Consider the following 17,649-nt stretch of genomic DNA (forward strand, 5'->3'; position numbering starts at 1 on the left):
CAATCTCTTTTTCGTTCTATCATTTATCTATTACAGCTACAATTTTCCCTTTTACTCGACGAGTCGCCAGTTCATCTAATGCTGCTGGCACTTCTTCTAGTGAAATGACTTTTTCCACGAGTGCATTTAGCGTATTTTCTTGTAAAAGCAAAAGCATTTTATTTCCCATCTCAGCAAGTTTTTGCTGTTCTTTTACGTTATTAGACTGATGTACACTCCCTAATGCAACTTGATGAAACGATAGTGGGTGCGCAAACGAAATCGCATCGTTTACATTAGGCGGTCCTGCGATGAATGCAATTTGACCATTAAAAGCAAGAGCCTTTACCGACTCGTCTGCATTGTCTCGTCCAACGGTATCCAAGACTAAATCTACACCGATTCCATCGGTAAGATCCAGCACTTTTTTCACAAAGTCTTCTTTACGGTAGTCGATTACATAATCAGCACCTAAACTTTTTACAAACTCATGATTGGCAGAAGATGCGGTTGTGAGCACTGTAAGGCCTGCATTTTTGGCAAGCTGAATGGTAAATCCTCCAACCCCTCCAGCACCTGCGTGAATTAAAATTGTTTGTCCTTTTGAAGCGTTCATTTTGTGAAACAATGCTTGATATGCTGTATATCCCGCACATGGAATAGCCGCAGCGTCTTCGAATGAAACCCCTTGCGGAATAAGAGAAACTGTGTGGGCTGTTGTCACTCCGTATTGTGCAAACCCGCCTTTTTTTGATAAATCGCTATGATATACAACGCGGTCTCCGACTTTGACAGCTGTGACTTCTTCTCCCACTTCCTCGACAACGCCCGCTGAATCAAGTCCTAATACGTGAGGATATGTCCAACTAGGATTACCGCTGTTTCCTGTTTTATAATCTACAGGGTTCAAAGCAGTAGCTTTAATTTTAACTAAAATTTCACCTTTAGCTGGATGTGGCTTTTGGATATTTCCGACTTTCATCTCACTTACTTTCCCTTTGCCTTCTAGCAGTAAAGCTTTCATCAAGATCCCCCCTTTTACATTTCTTCCTTCAATTAAAAGTTCTTTTTCAGTATAATAAATACATGTTGTTTACAAAAGACGGCACTTTCATGTAACCAGGTACCTTCCCGGTAACCTAGGTCTATGGATATTAAATTATTATATCCATATTTCATATCTGTTTATGAATGGAGGATTAACGGTGAAAGCACCCCACTATAATGTACCTGTTGAAGCAACGCTTGAAGTAATCGGCGGGAAATGGAAAGTCGTTATTTTATGCTTATTAAAAGAAGGTGAAAAACGTTTTAGTGAACTTCAGCGAGCTATGCCTGCTATTACCAAAAAAATGCTGTCTCAACAGCTAAAAGAATTAGAAAAAGACGGTGTGGTTAATAGAAAAGTATACAATGAAGTTCCTCCTAAAGTAGAGTACTCACTCAGTGAAGAAGGCGAAACCTTACGAGAAATTTTAAATATGATGTGCGCATGGGGAGATAGAAGAATGGGAAACACCCCAAATTGCAGCTAAGTTCTCCTAGCGGCTCTGTTAAAACAAACGAATAGCTATTGCCAGGAGCTATTCGTTTTTGTTTTATCTATTCTCCTACTCTTTCTTGCAATTAGCCCCTGTGTAAGAACATCTGACAACACTATAGAATTCTTTCGCATTTTCAGCTATGATGATGTCGAACGATGCAGCCAGAATTGTCGAAATAAAACTCAAGAATGATAGGTGATTCAATGATGCAATTAGGTTTAGATTTATCCCAAAAACAACTATTAAAATTGGCCATGACACCTGAATTACGTCAGTCTATCAACATTTTAAATTATTCTACGGCCGATTTAGTTCATTATCTTCATCAGCAAGTCAATGAAAATCCTGTGATTAAACTGTCTGCTGGCGACTCTCAGCAAAAAGATTCATTTGATACTCGAGAACAGCGTTCATATTCAAAAGGTTATACCGATGACGATTATAATCCGTTTAATTATATATCTGATCAAACTGTGACATTAGAGAGTCATTTATTAGAGCAGCTGTCTATGCTAAATCATTTACACTCACACCAAAAACACATCGTTCAATTTCTAATTGGAAACTTAAATAAAAACGGCTTTTTAGCAATTGAGCCAAAATTGGCAGCCGAACTGCTGAATGTTTCAATTAACGAAGTCAACGATATGATTCACGTTTTACAAAGCTTTGATCCGATTGGCGTGGGCGCTCAAAATTTTGTCGATTCACTACTTATTCAAATTAAGGCCAAAAAGTCAAAGCCTCCTCTTTTATACGACGTGGTAAAACACGATATTGAAGATATTGCTAACAAAAAATATCGGAACATTTCAAAAAAATACTCTATTTCGATGCGTGAAGTACAAGAAATTGTTGACTGCTTGCGGACATTAAATCCTCGTCCAGCAGGAGATTTCCACGTCCCGCTTACAAAGTACATCTCGCCTGATGTAACGGTACAAAAAGTTGACGGCCGCTATCATGTTATTCTTCATAGCGAGCTGCTTCCGCCCATCGAAATTAACGGCACCTATCAAAAGCTGGTTCATCGCTCTGCATGCGTAACAACCGATCGATACGTACAGGAAAAAATTCATGAAGCTACTTGGCTAATCAATAGTATTGAGCAGCGTAATGCGACGATTTACAACGTGTCCAAAGCCATTGTGGAACATCAGCAAGATTTTTTTGAAATGGGTATTTCGGGGCTAAAGCCGCTTAACTTAAAAGATATTGCTCAAAAAATAGACTGTCACGAATCAACGGTAAGTCGTGCGACTAACGGAAAGTATATTCAAACGCCACGCGGGCTGTTTGAGTTAAAATACTTTTTCACCAATTCTTTAGAGCGAACTGATGGCGAACAAAGCAATTCTACTGCCTTTATAAAAGAAAAAATCAAAACATTAATTGCCGAAGAAAATAAATTAAAACCTCTTTCAGATCAAAAGCTCATGTCTCTTCTTTCCAGCGAAGGAATTCAGATTTCAAGAAGAACAGTAGCTAAATACCGTGAAGAAGCAGGAATTGAAAGTTCTTCTAAGCGGCGACGATTTTAATATTGCTTATTCTAAATTACAGCTTTATCCCTACTAAAAAGAACCCGTTGATTTTACTCAACGGGTTCTTTTTATCGGTTTCCAATAAATAAAAGCCATATGATATTGATACGTATATTCATATGTGCCATTTATTTTCTTTACATGCTGTAAAATAATCTTCTCAGTTTCTAACTTGTCAATATCTTTAGAAAGCACCTTTGTCGAGTTCTTCTTGATGAGATCTTCGTACATCTCATAAGTTACCGTTTTGGTTATAGGAACCAGCTTACAATCTGCGTAAATACCCAGTTCATATAAAATATTTAGTAAGTCAATATATTCCTTACGGCGCCATTTAATCTCGTACCCAAGCTTTCTATGTAACTCCACGTAGTGAGGCTTTTCTGGACCCGTTGACATGCCTATAACCGCCAAACGATTAGCCGAATCGTTCATATTTAAGAGACCATCGACAATATTATGCATACGGTAAAAACAGTTTATTCCTACTACGGCATCGTAGTTATCTGTTAGACGCTCATACTCCCATTTACCTTCTATGAACTTTAGATTAGAGCGGGCATCTGATTGCGTTTGTAAGTAGCGAATAATGCTTGGCGAACAATCCATACACGTAAGTTCTTTTACATAATCAGCAATCGAAAACGTATAATTTCCCCAGCCAGGGCCAATTTCCATAACAGAGTCATTTGGATTCAAAAAAGCAAGAAGTTCTTGTTGAAGCTGTTTTACTACAGGGTCATTTACTGAATTAAAAGACATTTTCTCTAAATACTGCTGCCAAAATTCATCTTCAGCTCGGTCGTTTATCATCCGTTCCGATATTGAACCGTCCCATTCTTTCAGCCCTTCCTGCCACTTTTTTACACGATCACTTTCATATACCGAAAATTTTGTAAGCTGCATGCATTCACGTTCCCCTCTTTTATACGTAAACCTATACTATCATAAAGAAAAAGAGAGTTCCTTTTTAAACTGGAACTCTCTTTTTATATTAGTTAAATTATGCTGCTGCCTCTTCCTCTGTGTGATGCTTCTCTTTTCTGGCATTGATATAAAACATTATCAATGAAAGAGTGATGAAGATTGCTGCAAAGATTCCAAGTACGCCAGCCTGATGCCATACATAGCCGAAATCATCACCAATTGAGATGATTTCACGGAAACCGCGAATTGCATAGGTCATAGGCAAGTACGGATTAATTGCCTGGAAGAATTCCGGCACAAGTGCTTTAGGGAATGTACCTGCACTGCCGCCAATTTGAAGCAGCAGAATAATGAAGGCTAAATACTGCCCTACTTTTCCTAACCCTGTTGTTAAGAACAAGATAAGTGTAAAGAACGTCACACCTGTAATCATGGTAAAGATATAGAAGTGCCAAATGCTTGTTACGTTTAGATGCAAGCCCCATAGAAGAGCTGTAACAGCAATCGCTGCCTGCAGCATACCTACAATAGTGATGACACTAAACTTACTTAAGAACCACGAAATGCCTGATGTCGGTCGAATTGATGGCTCTTTCATTGGATATACCGCTGAGAACATTAACGTTCCCGCAAACAAGCCAATACATAAGATGTATGGAGCTAATCCGACACCGTACTTATCTACGTTGTTTTGTTTATCTGATTTTAAATCCGTTGGATTTGAAAACATGCTATATGTTTTATCATCCGCTTTAACATCTTTTGCATCTTTTGCACCATCTGCTAAAGATGAATGAAGCTCGCTTGTTCCATCTGATAATTTAGATGAACCATCATATAGTTTGGACGAACCATTTGTTAACTCTTTAGAACCATTTGCTAATTTGGTTGCCCCGTTTTCTAGCTGTGTTAAACCATTTGCTAGCGCTGCGCTTCCTTGTTCAGACTTCTTAAGTCCATCCACAATTTGCTGCTGCCCGTCAGCAAGCTTTCCAGCTCCTGTATGAGCGTCAGCAATACCGCTGTTTAGCTCTGCAAATTTGCTGTTGAACTGCTTTTCTCCGTCTGCTAGTTTAACAGCACCGTTGTATAATTGAGTTTGGGCATTATATAATTTTGTCTGGCCATTGTACAGCTGACTTTGTCCATCAGCAATTTTATTAATAGCGCTTTGAATATCTTCTCCGCCTTTAGAGAGCTTTTGAAGCGCTGCTGATAACTCTTGCACTTTATCTACTTTTGCTTTTAGCTGCTCTGCTTTTTGCTGCTGTTCATCCATAAACTGCTGAGACGTGAGTTTTTTAATTCCTGCAATCAGCGTTTGTTTTTGCTCATCAGGAATGGACTCGTTGCTGTTAATGCTGTCAATGAGGGCTTGCTGCTGCTGTTCAAACTCTGCTTTTTTTGAATCAACCTGCTGTTTAATCTGCGTAATTTCCTGTTCCGCTTGATTAATTTGCTGCGTAACGCTGCTCACTTCAGCGTCCACTTGATTTAAGCCGCTTGTAAACTGCGGTAGTTTCCCTTGAAGTGTCTTTGTTCCTTCATTGAGCTGCTGTGTTGCTCCTTGCAGTTTTGCAGTTCCGTCTTGTAGTTGTCCTAATCCATTACTAAGCTTTCCCGCACCTGTTTCAAGTTCTTTAGAAGCCGCATAAAGCTGTCCGCTCCCACTTTCTAACTTTCCTAAACCGCTGTTTAGACTGCCTAAGTTTTCATTAATCTTATCCGCACCGTTTAGGAGCTTAGCTGCACCTGCATTTAAATCTGTTGCTCCTTTTCGTGCATCCGTTAACCCACTTGCCAATTTAGCTGTACCGTCTTCGAATGTAACCGTGCTGTCTGCTAATTTCTTCATGTTATCTCGCAGCGTTTTTGAGCCATTTTCGAGCTCTCCTGCACCGTCACTTGCTTTTTGAAGACCGTCCGCTACTTGCTTAAAGCTGTCAAATACCGTTTCAGCATACTGCTTTGTGACTGCTTCTTTAATCTGATCATTGATTTTAGCCACTGCATTTGAGCTAATTTGAGCGCCTGAATAGTTCTTTCCGGCATTTGTATGATAGATAAATTTCATTTTTTTAGGATCTTTATCCATTAATGTTGTTGCATTTTTGGAGAAATTCTTTGGAATTTCTAAAACTAAATAGTAGTCCTCATTTTTTAGGCCTTCTAACGCTTTTTCTTTGTTCGTAAATTTCCAGTCAAATTTATCATTTTTCTTTAAATCATCAACAAAATCACGACCGACATTCAATTTCTTTCCATCTAACGTAGCACCTTTATCTTCATTTACCACTGCAACTGGAATTTGATCTGTTTTTCCATATGGATCCCAGTAAGCAGATAAAAAGATGACATTATAAAGTAATGGAACAAATAACAATCCGCAAATCACAACAATAGTCATTGGTTTGGAAAAGATTTTTTTCCATTCTCCTTTAATCATATTCATGTTTTTTAGCCTCCAATAATCCTTACTTCCGCCTGACTGTTTGACCGAAAAACATTTTCGGTCATTAAGTTCTGATTAATGTTACCATATTCACAAGAATAAGGTCAATCGTTATTCTGTAATTAAAAGCTGATTTTAGCAGAAAGTTTAAAATCAGCTTTTTTAAGATAACGTTCATGCTATAGGCTTAAATCATTAACTTCATCCGCATCGTTTTTAACAAGTGCCCTTCAAATTCATCATCAAATTCATCCACGAGCTGGAAACCTTTTGATTGATAAAAAGCACGGCCTATTCCGTTTTCCCTTTCTACGTTAATGTAAACGATTTTTAATTCCTTCGAGCGCTTCATTCCTTTTTCTAACAATTGCGAACCGATTCCTTTTCCTTGATAAGCAGGAAGTATATAGATAGATCCTAGTTCTATTTCCCCTTTGTTTTGTAGTCGGAAAAAGTTAGCGTACCCTACGATTTTCTCATCAATAGTTGCTACATAAATGAACGAATTGCGCAAGCGCCACAGCAGCCTTTTATTGGAGTATGCTTCTGAAAGAAACCGATTCTGAACGCTTCTAGGAATAATCCCTTCATATGTATCATACCAGCTCATCTTTGCGACGTATTGAACAGACGTAATATCTTCTTTTCTCATTTTGCGAATGATTACCTCCACTCACATCCCTCCTGACAATTTGCTGCTAAAATCGTACATAATTTCACCTGAAAAATATAGTTATAAATATATATTTTTAATTGTAACGCTCTAGAAGCATTGATTGATTTTAGAACCTTATGTATAATCGAGATAGATACAAATTGAAAATGATTATCATTAACAGGAGTGCTGAATGATGAATTTAACTACCGTGAGTATTGGCGACAAAGTAAAAGTTAAAAACATTGAATTTTTAGATAGATCATTAGAACGCCGCCTTCTTTCTTTTGGAGTAAAAAAAGGCTGCGAACTGTGCATGAAGCAAAAAACCATCTTAGGGGGACCTTGTATTATTGAATGTCAAGGTCAAATGATTAGCATCCGAAAACGCGATGCGGCTAAAATTGAGGTTGAGACAGCATGAGTACAATTGCACTTTTAGGAAATCCAAACACAGGAAAAACTTCTTTATTCAATATATTAACAGATTCCTATGAATACGTAGGAAATTGGAGCGGTGTAACCGTTGAAAAGAAAGTTGGGTCTATTAAAAAGCAAAACAGCCAGCTGGTTGATTTGCCGGGTGTGTATGATTTTACTCCTCTTTCTTCAGATGAAGCAGTGGTAACTAACTTTTTGTTAACCGGAGAATTTAACAGTATGCTGAATATTGTAGACGCTTCTCAGTTTGAAAGAAGCATGCACCTCACTATTCAAGCATTGGAATATGGAAAGCCATTAGTAATCGGCTTAAATATGATTGATGTAGCGGAAAAACGTGGATTAACTTTTCATTTGGAAAAGCTTAGCAAATCATTACATATTCCGGTTTCTGCAATTATTGCCCGCAATGGAAAAGGAATTAATGAGCTTCTCTCCACTTTGAAGCAAGATTTAAAAGCCCCTTCATTTCAATTAAATTACGGGGAAACCGCTGAACAAGCAATTCATATGATTCAAACAAAAGCGGATGTCAGCAGATGGATTGCCATTCAATTTTTAGCGGAAAATAGCGTAATCGAATCAACATTAAAAGAAAAAACGAGTTACTCAGAGCTGCTTGAGCTTCGAAAAGCGGCTGCACAAAAATTAACCAAGCCGCTTAGCGAGCATTTCTTCGACGTGCGTACAGCATTTATTGAACGCATTTCCAGCGAGTGTATCATAAAGGGCAGCGAAACACCTCTAACCTTCACAGATCGAATCGATCGAATTGTGACGCATAAGTGGCTTGGTCTCCCTATTTTTCTTGGCTTAATGTATTTGATTTTTAATATTACGTTTACTTGGATTGGCGTTCCTCTTTCTGATAAACTGGACGGTTTTTTTGGCGGAACGCTTAGTAAAGGCGCTGATTCTCTTCTAACTGCAGCTGGTGCCGCTCCATTTATTCATGATTTAATTGTGGACGGCATCATCGCAGGCGTAGGCGGCGTACTAGTATTTGTACCACAAATTTTTGTCCTGTTCTTTTTCATTTCACTGCTTGAAGATTCAGGATACATGGCTCGAATTGCTGTAGTAATGGATCGTATCATGGAATTTTTCGGTTTGAACGGAAAAGCATTTATTCCGATGATTATTAGCTTTGGATGTAACGTACCAGGGATCATGGCCGCGCGTACAATTGAACAGCGAAAAGAGCGCCTTATGACCATTTTAGTAAATCCATTTATGAGCTGCTCAGCACGCCTTCCTGTATACGCTTTGTTTGTAGGTGCGTTTTTTGTACAAAACGGAGCAGCTGTGGTGTTTTCTATGTACTTGCTTGGCATTATTTTAGCACTTGTTGTAACGAAAATTTTATCAGTAACGCTTCTTAAAGACGAACAATCAACTTTTATTGTTGAACTTCCTCCTTACCGCGTACCTCAAGCCAAGACTCTTTGGAGAAGCACGTGGGAAAAAGGCCGAAATTTCGTCCGAAAAGCAGGTACGGTTATTTTAGCTGGCTCTGTATTTATCTGGCTATCATCTTACGCTGGCCCTGGCGGTTTTGGAGTAGATATGGAAAATAGCTTTATGGCTATTATTGGAGGTGCTATCGCTCCGCTATTTATACCTTTAGGTTTTGCGACATGGCAAGCTGTAGCATCACTGATTACAGGCTTCCTAGCAAAAGAAGTGGTTGTTTCGACTATGAGCATCATTTATAAAGTACAAGAAGGACAGCTTGGCGACACAATGAAGACATTCTTTACACCGCTAACAGCCTATACGTTTATGGTGTTTGTTCTTCTTTATGTTCCGTGTCTAGCAACCGTCGCTGTTATTCGACGAGAAACCGGCTCATTGAAATGGACAGCATTTGCTGTGGCCTACCCTTTGGTTGTCGCTTATCTCGTAGCTTTGCTTGTACACACTATTGGAAAAGTACTTGGTTTTTCTTAAAAGGAGTGAATAACATTGATTATTAACATTTTAATTGGGGTTTTGATATTTGGATATGCTCTTTATCATATGACAAAATTCTTCCGCAAGAGTACTCAGGGAAAATGTGCAAGCTGCGCACAGCAATCTTCTTGTGCAACGGATGATTGCGGTATTGACTGGGATAAAACGATTCAAGAGGCTCAAAATCAATCATCTTAATACATTAAAAAAGCATCCTGATAGATGGGATGCTTTTTTAATGTTACGCAACTAGTTTTAAAATGAGATGAGAAAGGACTTCCTTTTCCTCTTCACTGCTGACTTTCCATAACTCATGAAGGACTTTTTCTTCTCGGTTTCGAGGCTCCTCATTTTTGGCTAAATAGCTAGCCACTTTTTTTGTAGCGGCCGTTAATTGTTCCTCACTTAACCCGAGCTTTTTACCGACATGAACTTTTTGACTTAAATAATCGGTAAACGTATCAAAGTTCTGCAAAATTGCTTCTTTTTTCTCCGTCCCTAAATTATCTGCCGTTTCTTCAATTTTATTCATGTCTTTTGTAGTTCCTTCATTCATTTGACTCACAGTTAACATCTCCCTTTTAGTGAATAGACTGGTATGTTCTTTCACGCTCAGCTTCTGGTTTTTCGTCTGGCGTCATCTTTTCCTTACTTATTTCAGAAGTTGCATCTTTCACTTTTTCACCAATTTGCTGTAAATCACTTTTAGCATCTTCTACCGTCGATTTTGCATCATGCGTAACGCTTTTCACATCTTCTGCTTGCTTAAAGAAATCTTCATTTACACGCTCGTACAAATGTTTAGCATCATTAATTGCATCTTTTAAAAGATTCGATGCGTTTTTCATTTGCTGCACCATTTTTTCTTTTGTTTCTTGAGGGTTCTCTTTTACTTGATTAATCATGTTTGCAGAAGAGTCCTTTAATGTAACGGCTCTTCTTTTAACAGATGAGCGAGTTTTATTATCAAGTAATGTTATACATCCACCCACAACTGCCCCGACAACAACACCTTTTACTAGCTTGCTGCTACAGCTTTTTCCAGTGCTAACAGCAGTAGTGCTATTAGCTGTCTGTGGATTGTTATTGATTCCTACGTCGTTATTAATGCCTGCGCTGTTGCTTAAAGCAGGGTTTTGTAATTCAGATCGGCTTCTTTCCATTTTTACTGCCTCCTTTAGCATTGTTATTGAGTGATTTCCCATCTTTTTTTATATTTAAACAATTGAACACAAAAAACATGACTAAAGGCCACCTTTTTGCTCCCACTAGTCAAGAATAACTATGTATTAAAAAAGCTCCCCTTTTTTAACGGAAAAGCGCAAGCCGGATTTTTGTAAAAGGATTGTCAGCACCGGTATAATAAGAAGTACTTTAAAATAAATTTTATACTATTGGTCATAGGGGTGAAGCAATTGAGCCAGCTTAATAAGGAATTTAACTGTGAAAAAGAATTAACGCTTGCTATTATCGGTGGGAAATGGAAGATGCTGATACTATGGCACTTAGGACGTGAAGGAACAAAACGGTTCGGGGAACTAAAATCGCTTATTCCTGATATTACGCCGCGTATGCTGGTTAACCAGCTGCGGGAACTGGAAGAAGATCTAATTGTTAACCGTAAAGTTTATCCTGTCGTACCACCTAAAGTCGAATACTCACTTACAAAAGAAGGAGAAAGTTTAATGCCCATTTTGACAGCCATGTATGATTGGGGTAAAAATTACCGTGATACAGTGCTGATCAATCAAGAACAAAAGGCGGAAACGTTGATTAAATGATGGAAACTACTCCTTCTATTCCATAGTTTTTATTTTTTTATGCGGATGATGTTACTCAACATCATCCGCATTTTTAATAAAGATTAAGCGGTTACAAGACTGATATGTCCATTAGTATACTTCTGTATACTATCATTCCCCACACTATTTGTGGGAAAAGTGCGTACTTTTAAGAACCTCAAACTGCGGGTACAATAACTACACCAGCTGCTTTATATGTAAAAAAGCACAAAAGGTATTTATACATTTCTGTAAGGAGTGGAGTAGAATGGAATTACAATTAGCATTAGATCTTGTTAATATCTCTCAAGCAAAAGAGGTAGTAAAAGAAGTTGAAGAACATATTGATATCGTGGAAATCGGTACGCCCGTTGTAATCAATGAAGGGCTTCGCGCCGTTAAAGAAATTAAAGAAGCATTTCCTAATTTAAAAGTATTAGCTGACCTAAAAATTATGGATGCAGCTGGCTATGAAGTACAGCAAGCTTCTCAAGCTGGAGCAGACATCATTACCATCTTAGGTGTTGCTGAAGATATGTCAATTAAAGGTGCAGTTGAAGAAGCCAAAAAACAAGGTAAAAAAATTCTAGTCGATATGATTGGGGTAAAAGATATTAAAGGACGCGCAAAAGAGCTAGACGAATTTGGCGTTGACTATATCTGTGTACACACAGGATACGACCTTCAAGCTGTTGGTCAAAACTCTTTTGAAGATTTAGTAACAATCAAAAGCGTTGTAAAAAATGCAAAAACAGCCGTTGCTGGCGGAATTAAATTAGAATCTTTACCTGAAGTAGTAAAAGCACAGCCTGATCTTGTTATCGTTGGCGGAGGAATCACGAGCCAAGACGATAAAAAATCAGTTGCTTCTCAAATGAAAGAGCTTATTACAAATTAAGGAGCTTTCTATGCAGACGAGCGAACATTTAAAAACAGTTATGAATGAGCTTTTACAAACAACAGCTCTAATCGCTGATGATGAAGCTGAGCAGCTTGTAAATGGCATCATCTCATCTAAAAAAGTGTTTGTCACTGGAGCAGGCCGTTCAGGTCTTATGGGCAAGTCGTTTGCTATGCGTATGATGCATATGGGCATTGATGCTTATGTCATTGGAGAAACCGTGACGTCCACTTTCACGCAGGATGATTTATTAATCATCGGATCAGGTTCTGGGGAGACGAAGAGCTTGATTCCTATCGCTCAAAAAGCAAAAGAACTTGGAGGAAAAGTTGGAGTAGTCACAATTTCTCCCGACTCCACGCTTGGCAAGCTGGCTGACTTTATCGTGAAGCTGCCTGGTGCTCCTAAGGATCAAGAACAAAGCAGTTATCAAACAGTACAGCCTATGGCATCATTGTTTGAACAAACGCTTCTTCTCTTTTACGATGCGCTGATTCTTCGCTTCATGGAGAAGAAAGAACTTGATACCCATACAATGTACGGAAAGCATGCAAATTTAGAATAAAAAAAGGTCTTGCTCTAGGCAAGACCTTTTTTGTTTTGAAACTTTCTATTTCACCAAATATTTATTTATCGCATAACTAAATGTACTTTATCGTTAACTTTTTTCAAAAACCCTATTCGAATTTTGTTGCATCTCCATAAAAGGGCTGCTCTGCAACTTTAATCGAGTCTGTTGGGCATCCTTCGTACGCTTCCATCATCTCATCTTGCTGATGTTCAGGAACCTCTTTTATTCCTTCGTTGTTATCTAACACAGCATAAGCAAGACCTTCTGAATCATAATCATAAAGATCTGGTGCGCTCCCTCCACATGCTCCGCAAGCAATACATGTTTCCTTATCTACCATCGTAAAAGCCATAAAAAAACCTCCTTTACCTTTTCACTTTCTCTTTCAGAAAGTTACGTTCAGTATAAGAAGGTTTTTTTAAATTCGTCTTAAATTATTTACTTAGATTCTCCGATATTCTCAAACATTTCATCTACATTTGGCTTTTTCTTAATTAATCCTGACTCTTTTAACCAGTCCACATTTGACTGCCATGATTCTTTCGTTTGACTGCCAAATCCGTGTTCAGACTTCATTTTCGGAAGTAAAATATTTAAACTTTTTGTTTCCACGTCTTTTTCAAGAGGGAAGTTTGATTTATCTTGGTTATCTAATAGAATTTGAAGTGATTCTTTTGGATGCTTCTCTGTGTACTCATATCCTTTTGTCGCGGCACGCCAAAACGCTTTAATCGTATCAGAATCTTTTGCCCATGTTTGATCCCCAGTAACTGCCACTAGCTCATAGTAAGATGGTACGCCGTAATCCGAAGGATCAATGTCAACCGTTTTGTATCCTTTTTTGTGAAGCAATGGTACTTCATGATTAATATATGCCCCTATTACGGCATCTACTTTTTTACTAATCAGCGATGAATTTAACTCAAATCCTACGTCTACTAGTTTGACTTTATTCGGATCTCCTCCATCGCTTTTCACCATTTTCTTTAGAACAGATTCACTTAATGGTGTTCCGCTGTAGCCTACTACTTTTCCTTCTAAATCTTTAGGACGCTTAATACCGCTATCTTTCAGCGCCACAACTCGGTTCAACGGAGACCTTACGATTGCTCCTACCGACTTTACCGGCACATCTTCATTTGCTCGTGCCATTGCTACATCAGGCTGATAATAAAGGCCGAGCGTAACTTTCCCCGCAGCTGCTAAATTAAGCGAGTCTGTTGGATTAGCAGGAAACTGTACTTTTACATTCAGCCCTTCTTTTTTGAAATATCCTTTTTCTTGTGCAGCGTAAATGAAGCTGTGCACTGCATTTGGATACCAATCAAGCATAATTGTAACGTCTTTTAATTTTTTACTGTCACCAGCTTTATTTTCCTTGTTCTGACCACAAGCAGCGAGCATCAAAACAAGCATCAGGCTTAAGCCAATTACAAACCATTTTTTCATTCTGTTTTCCTCCACTTTAATGAACGTTTTTCAAAACCTACTACAATAATAAAGAATAAAATACCAAGCGCAGATAAAATTACAATTGGTGCAAATACACCAGCTGCATCAAACTGTGTCATCATACGACGACTGAAATATCCTAAGCCTGCTTGTGCACCTAACCATTCGCCAATGGCAGCACCTATTATACTAAAGGTAACCGCTACTTTGAGCCCTGAATAAAAATGAGGCAGTGCAGAAGGAATGTTCAACTTAAAGAAAATATCTTTTTTTGTTGCTCCCATCGTTAACATGAGTTCTTTTAACTCTTTGTTTGTGGAACGAAGCCCGTCAAACGTGCTAACGGTAATGGGAAAAAACGTAATTAATACGGTCACAATCACTTTGCTCCAAATGGAGTAGCCAAACCAGAGAACAAATACAGGAGCAACGGCAATGGTCGGAATCATTTGTGACGCAATAATAAGCGGATAGAAAGCACGCTCAATAAGCGAGCTCCAATTCATCCACACGGCCAGCAGAACCCCTAGCACAACGGATATAACCAGCCCAATTATGACAATAGATAACGTAGCTGGTAAATGCTTAAACAATAAATCCATTCGCAAATCCCAAAGCTTCGTTAAAATACCGGTGGGCGTTGGTAAAATAAACGGATAGTTTACAATGCGTGCTCCAATTTCCCAAGCAGCCAGTAAAATGACTACTAATATCACTGAAGCTCCGTACTTTTTCATGTGTTCACCTTCGATCTAAGCTGTTCAATTAAATAATCTTTTACGTCAAGCACACGCTGTTGATTCAAATCTTTTTGCGTTCGAGGTCTGCTAAGCGGCACTTGAATCTCTTCAAGATGACTTACCGGCTTGTCTGAAAAGATAAAAATACGATCTGATAAAAAAAGCGCTTCGTTTACGTCATGAGTGATAAATAAGATGGTGTGCTTACGCTTTTGCCATTGTTCAAGCAGCCATTCTTGCATCGACAAACGCGTAATGGCATCAAGCGCACTGAAAGGCTCATCTAAAAGCAGTACGTTAGAACCGCTTAATACCGTTCGCAGAAAAGAAACACGCTGCTTCATCCCTCCAGATAAATCACTTGGAAAACGATTTTCATACCCTTTTAAACCAAACTCTTCGAGCAGCTGAGATACTTGCCTATGAGCACTTGCTTTTGACACATTGTGAAGCTCAAGCGGCAGCGCTGCATTGTCTAAAATCGTACGCCACGGAAGAAGCAAATCTTGCTGCGGCATGTAGCCTACTTTTCCAAGCCGCTTTTCATAAGACTGTCCGTTAATCACGATATCGCCTTCACTCTGCTGTTCAAGACCTGTAATGAGACGAAACAACGTACTTTTCCCAGAACCGCTCGCTCCAACGATACTGACAAACTCGCCTTCTTTCACGTCTAAGTTTAATGATGTTAAAATCGGTTGATCACCGTTTTTGTACGTAAAACTGACGTTTTGAAAAGATAACACAGACTTATTCATGAATTGGCCACATCGCTTCGTTATAAGCCATATCCCAGAACATATACTCAAAACGCGTTGTATTTAAGAAAATTTCTTCGAGCTTTTCTAACTCCGCTTCTGATTTGTCTGCAGTAAGTGAGTCGAATAAATTAATACACCATGTCGCTAGTTCTCCAAATTCTTCTGAGCTGTACATTTCAATCCACTCACGATAAAACTCATTGTTAGCTCCAGGCTTTTCACTGAGTTCTTTTCCTATTTCCCAATAGCTCCACATACAAGGCAAAAGAGCCGCCACTAATTCAGCTAATGTTCCGCTTTGACCAACGTGCAGCATATAGTGTGTGTATGCAAGCGTTGTAGGAGATGGCTGCGCTTTTTCTAATTCTTTTTCGCTGATTTCAAATTTCTTGGCATACTCACGGTGCAGGCTCATTTCTTCGTTTAATGTAGAATCCAAAAGTGCAGCAAATTTCCCCATCGTTTGAACATCAGTAGCTTTCATGGCTCCAATCGCAAATAATTTGGCATAATCAATTAGGTAAAGGTAATCTTGAATCATGTAAAAGCGAAACTTCTCCTTTTCAAGCGTTCCGTCTCCCATTCCCTGTACAAAGGGATGATTATGATTTTGACGCCAAATAGGCTGCAGCTTTTCGTATAATCGTTCACTAAATTTCATGATGATCACTCCTTATGCGTATGCAGCCACGTATAAATGAACTGCACCATCACTTTTGTATATTGAATAAGCTGATTCATATCTAATTGTTCATTCACAGCATGTGCATTTGCTAAATTTCCCGGACCGTAAATAGCTGCCGGAATTCCCGCATCAGCTAGCCAACCGCCATCTGTTACGCTAGTTGACACATCGATTGGGGGCTTTTTCCCTTCAATTTGTTCATGAGTATTTGCAAGAAGCTGTACTCCAGCATGATTTTCATCAATTTCTAATGACGGGAAGATTTCTCCTCTGTCTTCAATCATTGATGTGCCTCCCCATTCAAAGGTTGGCAGGTTATCTTTTAACCATGGATCTGCTTTTGCAATAGCTAAAATGTATTCTTCCACTTCTTTTGATACTTGGTCGTATGATTCATTGGGATAATAGTGAACGGTGATCCACAGCCTGCATTCATCTGCAATAAACGCAGCATGCCTTCCCCCTTCGATTACTGCTGGATTAATCGTATTTGTTCCCGGCAAAAATCCTGGATAGCTTTTTGTAACAGCCCAGTGGCGCTCCAATTCTTGCAGCCCTCCGATCACTTTTGCCATCTTCTCAATAGCACTCGCAGCTAACAGACCTCCTCCAGCATGAATCATACTTCGGCGTGTACCGTCATGATAGGTTTTACTGCTTTTTATCGTAATCCATCCCGTGATCACTCCGCCTTGACCTTGAATATGTAAATCACTCGTATCAGCAACAAGCGCAAAGTCAGCTGTATATCCTTTCTGACAGCATTGCAGCGTACCTGCCTCTCCCACTTCTTCTCCTACAACGGATTCAAAAATCAAGTCTCCCGGCAGTTCGATTCCTGCTTCTGTTAAAAGCTGGACTGCAAATAATGCTCCTGCCAAGCCGCCTTTCATATCAGCAACTCCGCGTCCGATTATCATGTTGTCTTTTACCACAGCTTCAAACGGATTTGTCTCCCACTTTTCATTTTCTTGTACCTCAGCTACATCCATATGCCCGTTAATAATTAAGCTTTGATAGTCAGCTGATTTTTTCCCTTTTAGCGTGCCCACTACAATAGGATCGTTGCAATATAAATCCCACATATCGATGGAAAAACCGCAGCTTTTAAGGAAATCTGCTACGTAACGCTGCGCTTCATGAGAATTTCGTGCAGGAGGCGCCGGCGTTTTATATGAAACAAGCGTTTTTACTAACTGGATTAGCTCCCCTTTGCGCTCCTCTACCTGTTTGACAATCAAATCAATTGTTTCTTCCATGTAT

General features: G+C 39.0%; 20 protein-coding genes. 8 read left to right on the forward strand and 12 right to left on the reverse strand.

The window, feature by feature from the left end:
* Nucleotides 1-19: 19 nt before the first annotated feature.
* A complete protein-coding gene (locus AC0KUU_RS15700) occupies nt 20-1,003 on the reverse strand; it encodes a zinc-binding dehydrogenase (protein WP_322551757.1) in 984 nt (327 codons plus the stop codon).
* 163 nt (nt 1,004-1,166) lie between these two features.
* Here AC0KUU_RS15700 and AC0KUU_RS15705 point away from each other — a divergent pair, with 163 nt between their 5' ends.
* Nucleotides 1,167-1,514: a winged helix-turn-helix transcriptional regulator gene (locus tag AC0KUU_RS15705; protein ID WP_034668472.1), complete on the forward strand. Its 348-nt coding sequence runs from the start codon at nt 1,167-1,169 to the stop codon at nt 1,512-1,514.
* Between the two features lie 212 nt (nt 1,515-1,726).
* Complete coding sequence (rpoN, locus tag AC0KUU_RS15710; RefSeq protein WP_241771363.1) at nt 1,727-3,064, forward strand: RNA polymerase factor sigma-54; 1,338 nt, start codon at nt 1,727-1,729, stop codon at nt 3,062-3,064.
* Nucleotides 3,065-3,121: 57 nt separating this feature from the next.
* Here rpoN and AC0KUU_RS15715 read toward each other — a convergent pair whose 3' ends face one another.
* The 3 genes from AC0KUU_RS15715 to AC0KUU_RS15725 all read right to left on the reverse strand — a co-directional run bounded on the left by AC0KUU_RS15715 (nt 3,122) and on the right by AC0KUU_RS15725 (nt 7,119).
* Complete coding sequence (locus AC0KUU_RS15715; protein WP_322551756.1) at nt 3,122-3,973, reverse strand: class I SAM-dependent methyltransferase; 852 nt, start codon at nt 3,971-3,973, stop codon at nt 3,122-3,124.
* Between the two features lie 97 nt (nt 3,974-4,070).
* Nucleotides 4,071-6,446, reverse strand: a complete 2,376-nt coding sequence (locus AC0KUU_RS15720) for a YhgE/Pip domain-containing protein (protein WP_322551755.1) — start codon at nt 6,444-6,446, stop codon at nt 4,071-4,073.
* A 187-nt stretch (nt 6,447-6,633) separates the two neighbouring features.
* Entirely contained in the window at nt 6,634-7,119 is a 486-nt protein-coding gene (locus tag AC0KUU_RS15725) for a GNAT family N-acetyltransferase (RefSeq protein WP_322551754.1), read from the reverse strand.
* A 175-nt stretch (nt 7,120-7,294) separates the two neighbouring features.
* On the opposite strand from AC0KUU_RS15725, the gene AC0KUU_RS15730 reads away from it, so the two are divergent.
* From AC0KUU_RS15730 to AC0KUU_RS15740, 3 genes are read left to right on the forward strand one after another with little or no spacing between them, the layout of a single operon-like run.
* Nucleotides 7,295-7,525: a FeoA family protein gene (locus AC0KUU_RS15730; protein WP_013055605.1), complete on the forward strand. Its 231-nt coding sequence runs from the start codon at nt 7,295-7,297 to the stop codon at nt 7,523-7,525.
* On the forward strand, nt 7,522-9,492 hold the full coding sequence (feoB, locus tag AC0KUU_RS15735) for a ferrous iron transport protein B (protein ID WP_043980190.1): 1,971 nt from the start codon (nt 7,522-7,524) through the stop codon (nt 9,490-9,492). Before AC0KUU_RS15730 ends, feoB begins: the two co-directional genes overlap by 4 nt.
* A gap of 15 nt (nt 9,493-9,507) precedes the next feature.
* Nucleotides 9,508-9,693: a FeoB-associated Cys-rich membrane protein gene (locus AC0KUU_RS15740; protein WP_013081918.1), complete on the forward strand. Its 186-nt coding sequence runs from the start codon at nt 9,508-9,510 to the stop codon at nt 9,691-9,693.
* A gap of 43 nt (nt 9,694-9,736) precedes the next feature.
* On the opposite strand, the gene AC0KUU_RS15745 is transcribed toward AC0KUU_RS15740, so the two are convergent.
* Both AC0KUU_RS15745 and AC0KUU_RS15750 read right to left on the reverse strand, forming a co-directional pair.
* On the reverse strand, nt 9,737-10,060 hold the full coding sequence (locus AC0KUU_RS15745; protein WP_013055602.1) for a DUF3243 domain-containing protein: 324 nt from the start codon (nt 10,058-10,060) through the stop codon (nt 9,737-9,739).
* Between the two features lie 16 nt (nt 10,061-10,076).
* A complete protein-coding gene (locus AC0KUU_RS15750; protein ID WP_043980198.1) occupies nt 10,077-10,658 on the reverse strand; it encodes a hypothetical protein in 582 nt (193 codons plus the stop codon).
* 252 nt (nt 10,659-10,910) lie between these two features.
* Between AC0KUU_RS15750 and AC0KUU_RS15755 the strand changes: the two genes are divergently transcribed.
* The 3 genes from AC0KUU_RS15755 to hxlB all read left to right on the forward strand — a co-directional run bounded on the left by AC0KUU_RS15755 (nt 10,911) and on the right by hxlB (nt 12,742).
* Nucleotides 10,911-11,276 carry a winged helix-turn-helix transcriptional regulator gene (locus tag AC0KUU_RS15755; RefSeq protein WP_013055600.1) on the forward strand — a complete coding sequence of 122 codons (366 nt, stop codon included), beginning with the start codon at nt 10,911-10,913 and terminating at the stop codon, nt 11,274-11,276.
* A 268-nt stretch (nt 11,277-11,544) separates the two neighbouring features.
* Nucleotides 11,545-12,174, forward strand: coding sequence for a 3-hexulose-6-phosphate synthase (gene hxlA, locus AC0KUU_RS15760; RefSeq protein ID WP_013055599.1), 630 nt, complete (start codon nt 11,545-11,547; stop codon nt 12,172-12,174).
* Between the two features lie 10 nt (nt 12,175-12,184).
* Nucleotides 12,185-12,742, forward strand: coding sequence for a 6-phospho-3-hexuloisomerase (hxlB, locus tag AC0KUU_RS15765; protein ID WP_013055598.1), 558 nt, complete (start codon nt 12,185-12,187; stop codon nt 12,740-12,742).
* A gap of 112 nt (nt 12,743-12,854) precedes the next feature.
* On the opposite strand, the gene AC0KUU_RS15770 is transcribed toward hxlB, so the two are convergent.
* From AC0KUU_RS15770 to AC0KUU_RS15795, 6 genes are all read right to left on the reverse strand, one after another.
* Nucleotides 12,855-13,100, reverse strand: coding sequence for a ferredoxin (locus AC0KUU_RS15770; protein ID WP_043980201.1), 246 nt, complete (start codon nt 13,098-13,100; stop codon nt 12,855-12,857).
* An 86-nt stretch (nt 13,101-13,186) separates the two neighbouring features.
* The gene (locus AC0KUU_RS15775) at nt 13,187-14,197 is read right to left on the reverse strand and encodes an ABC transporter substrate-binding protein (protein ID WP_016763180.1); all 1,011 of its coding nucleotides are present in this window, start codon (nt 14,195-14,197) and stop codon (nt 13,187-13,189) included.
* The gene (locus tag AC0KUU_RS15780; protein ID WP_322551753.1) at nt 14,194-14,937 is read right to left on the reverse strand and encodes an ABC transporter permease; all 744 of its coding nucleotides are present in this window, start codon (nt 14,935-14,937) and stop codon (nt 14,194-14,196) included. Before AC0KUU_RS15780 ends, AC0KUU_RS15775 begins: the two co-directional genes overlap by 4 nt.
* Nucleotides 14,934-15,698 carry an ABC transporter ATP-binding protein gene (locus AC0KUU_RS15785; protein ID WP_013081911.1) on the reverse strand — a complete coding sequence of 255 codons (765 nt, stop codon included), beginning with the start codon at nt 15,696-15,698 and terminating at the stop codon, nt 14,934-14,936. The genes AC0KUU_RS15780 and AC0KUU_RS15785 overlap by 4 nt, the downstream gene beginning before the upstream one ends.
* Nucleotides 15,691-16,362: a thiaminase II gene (gene tenA, locus AC0KUU_RS15790; protein ID WP_043980210.1), complete on the reverse strand. Its 672-nt coding sequence runs from the start codon at nt 16,360-16,362 to the stop codon at nt 15,691-15,693. The genes AC0KUU_RS15785 and tenA overlap by 8 nt, the downstream gene beginning before the upstream one ends.
* A gap of 5 nt (nt 16,363-16,367) precedes the next feature.
* Entirely contained in the window at nt 16,368-17,645 is a 1,278-nt protein-coding gene (locus tag AC0KUU_RS15795; RefSeq protein WP_043980211.1) for an acetylornithine deacetylase, read from the reverse strand.
* Nucleotides 17,646-17,649: the final 4 nt, after the last annotated feature.

The organism is Priestia sp. ST2 (assembly GCF_055810735.1).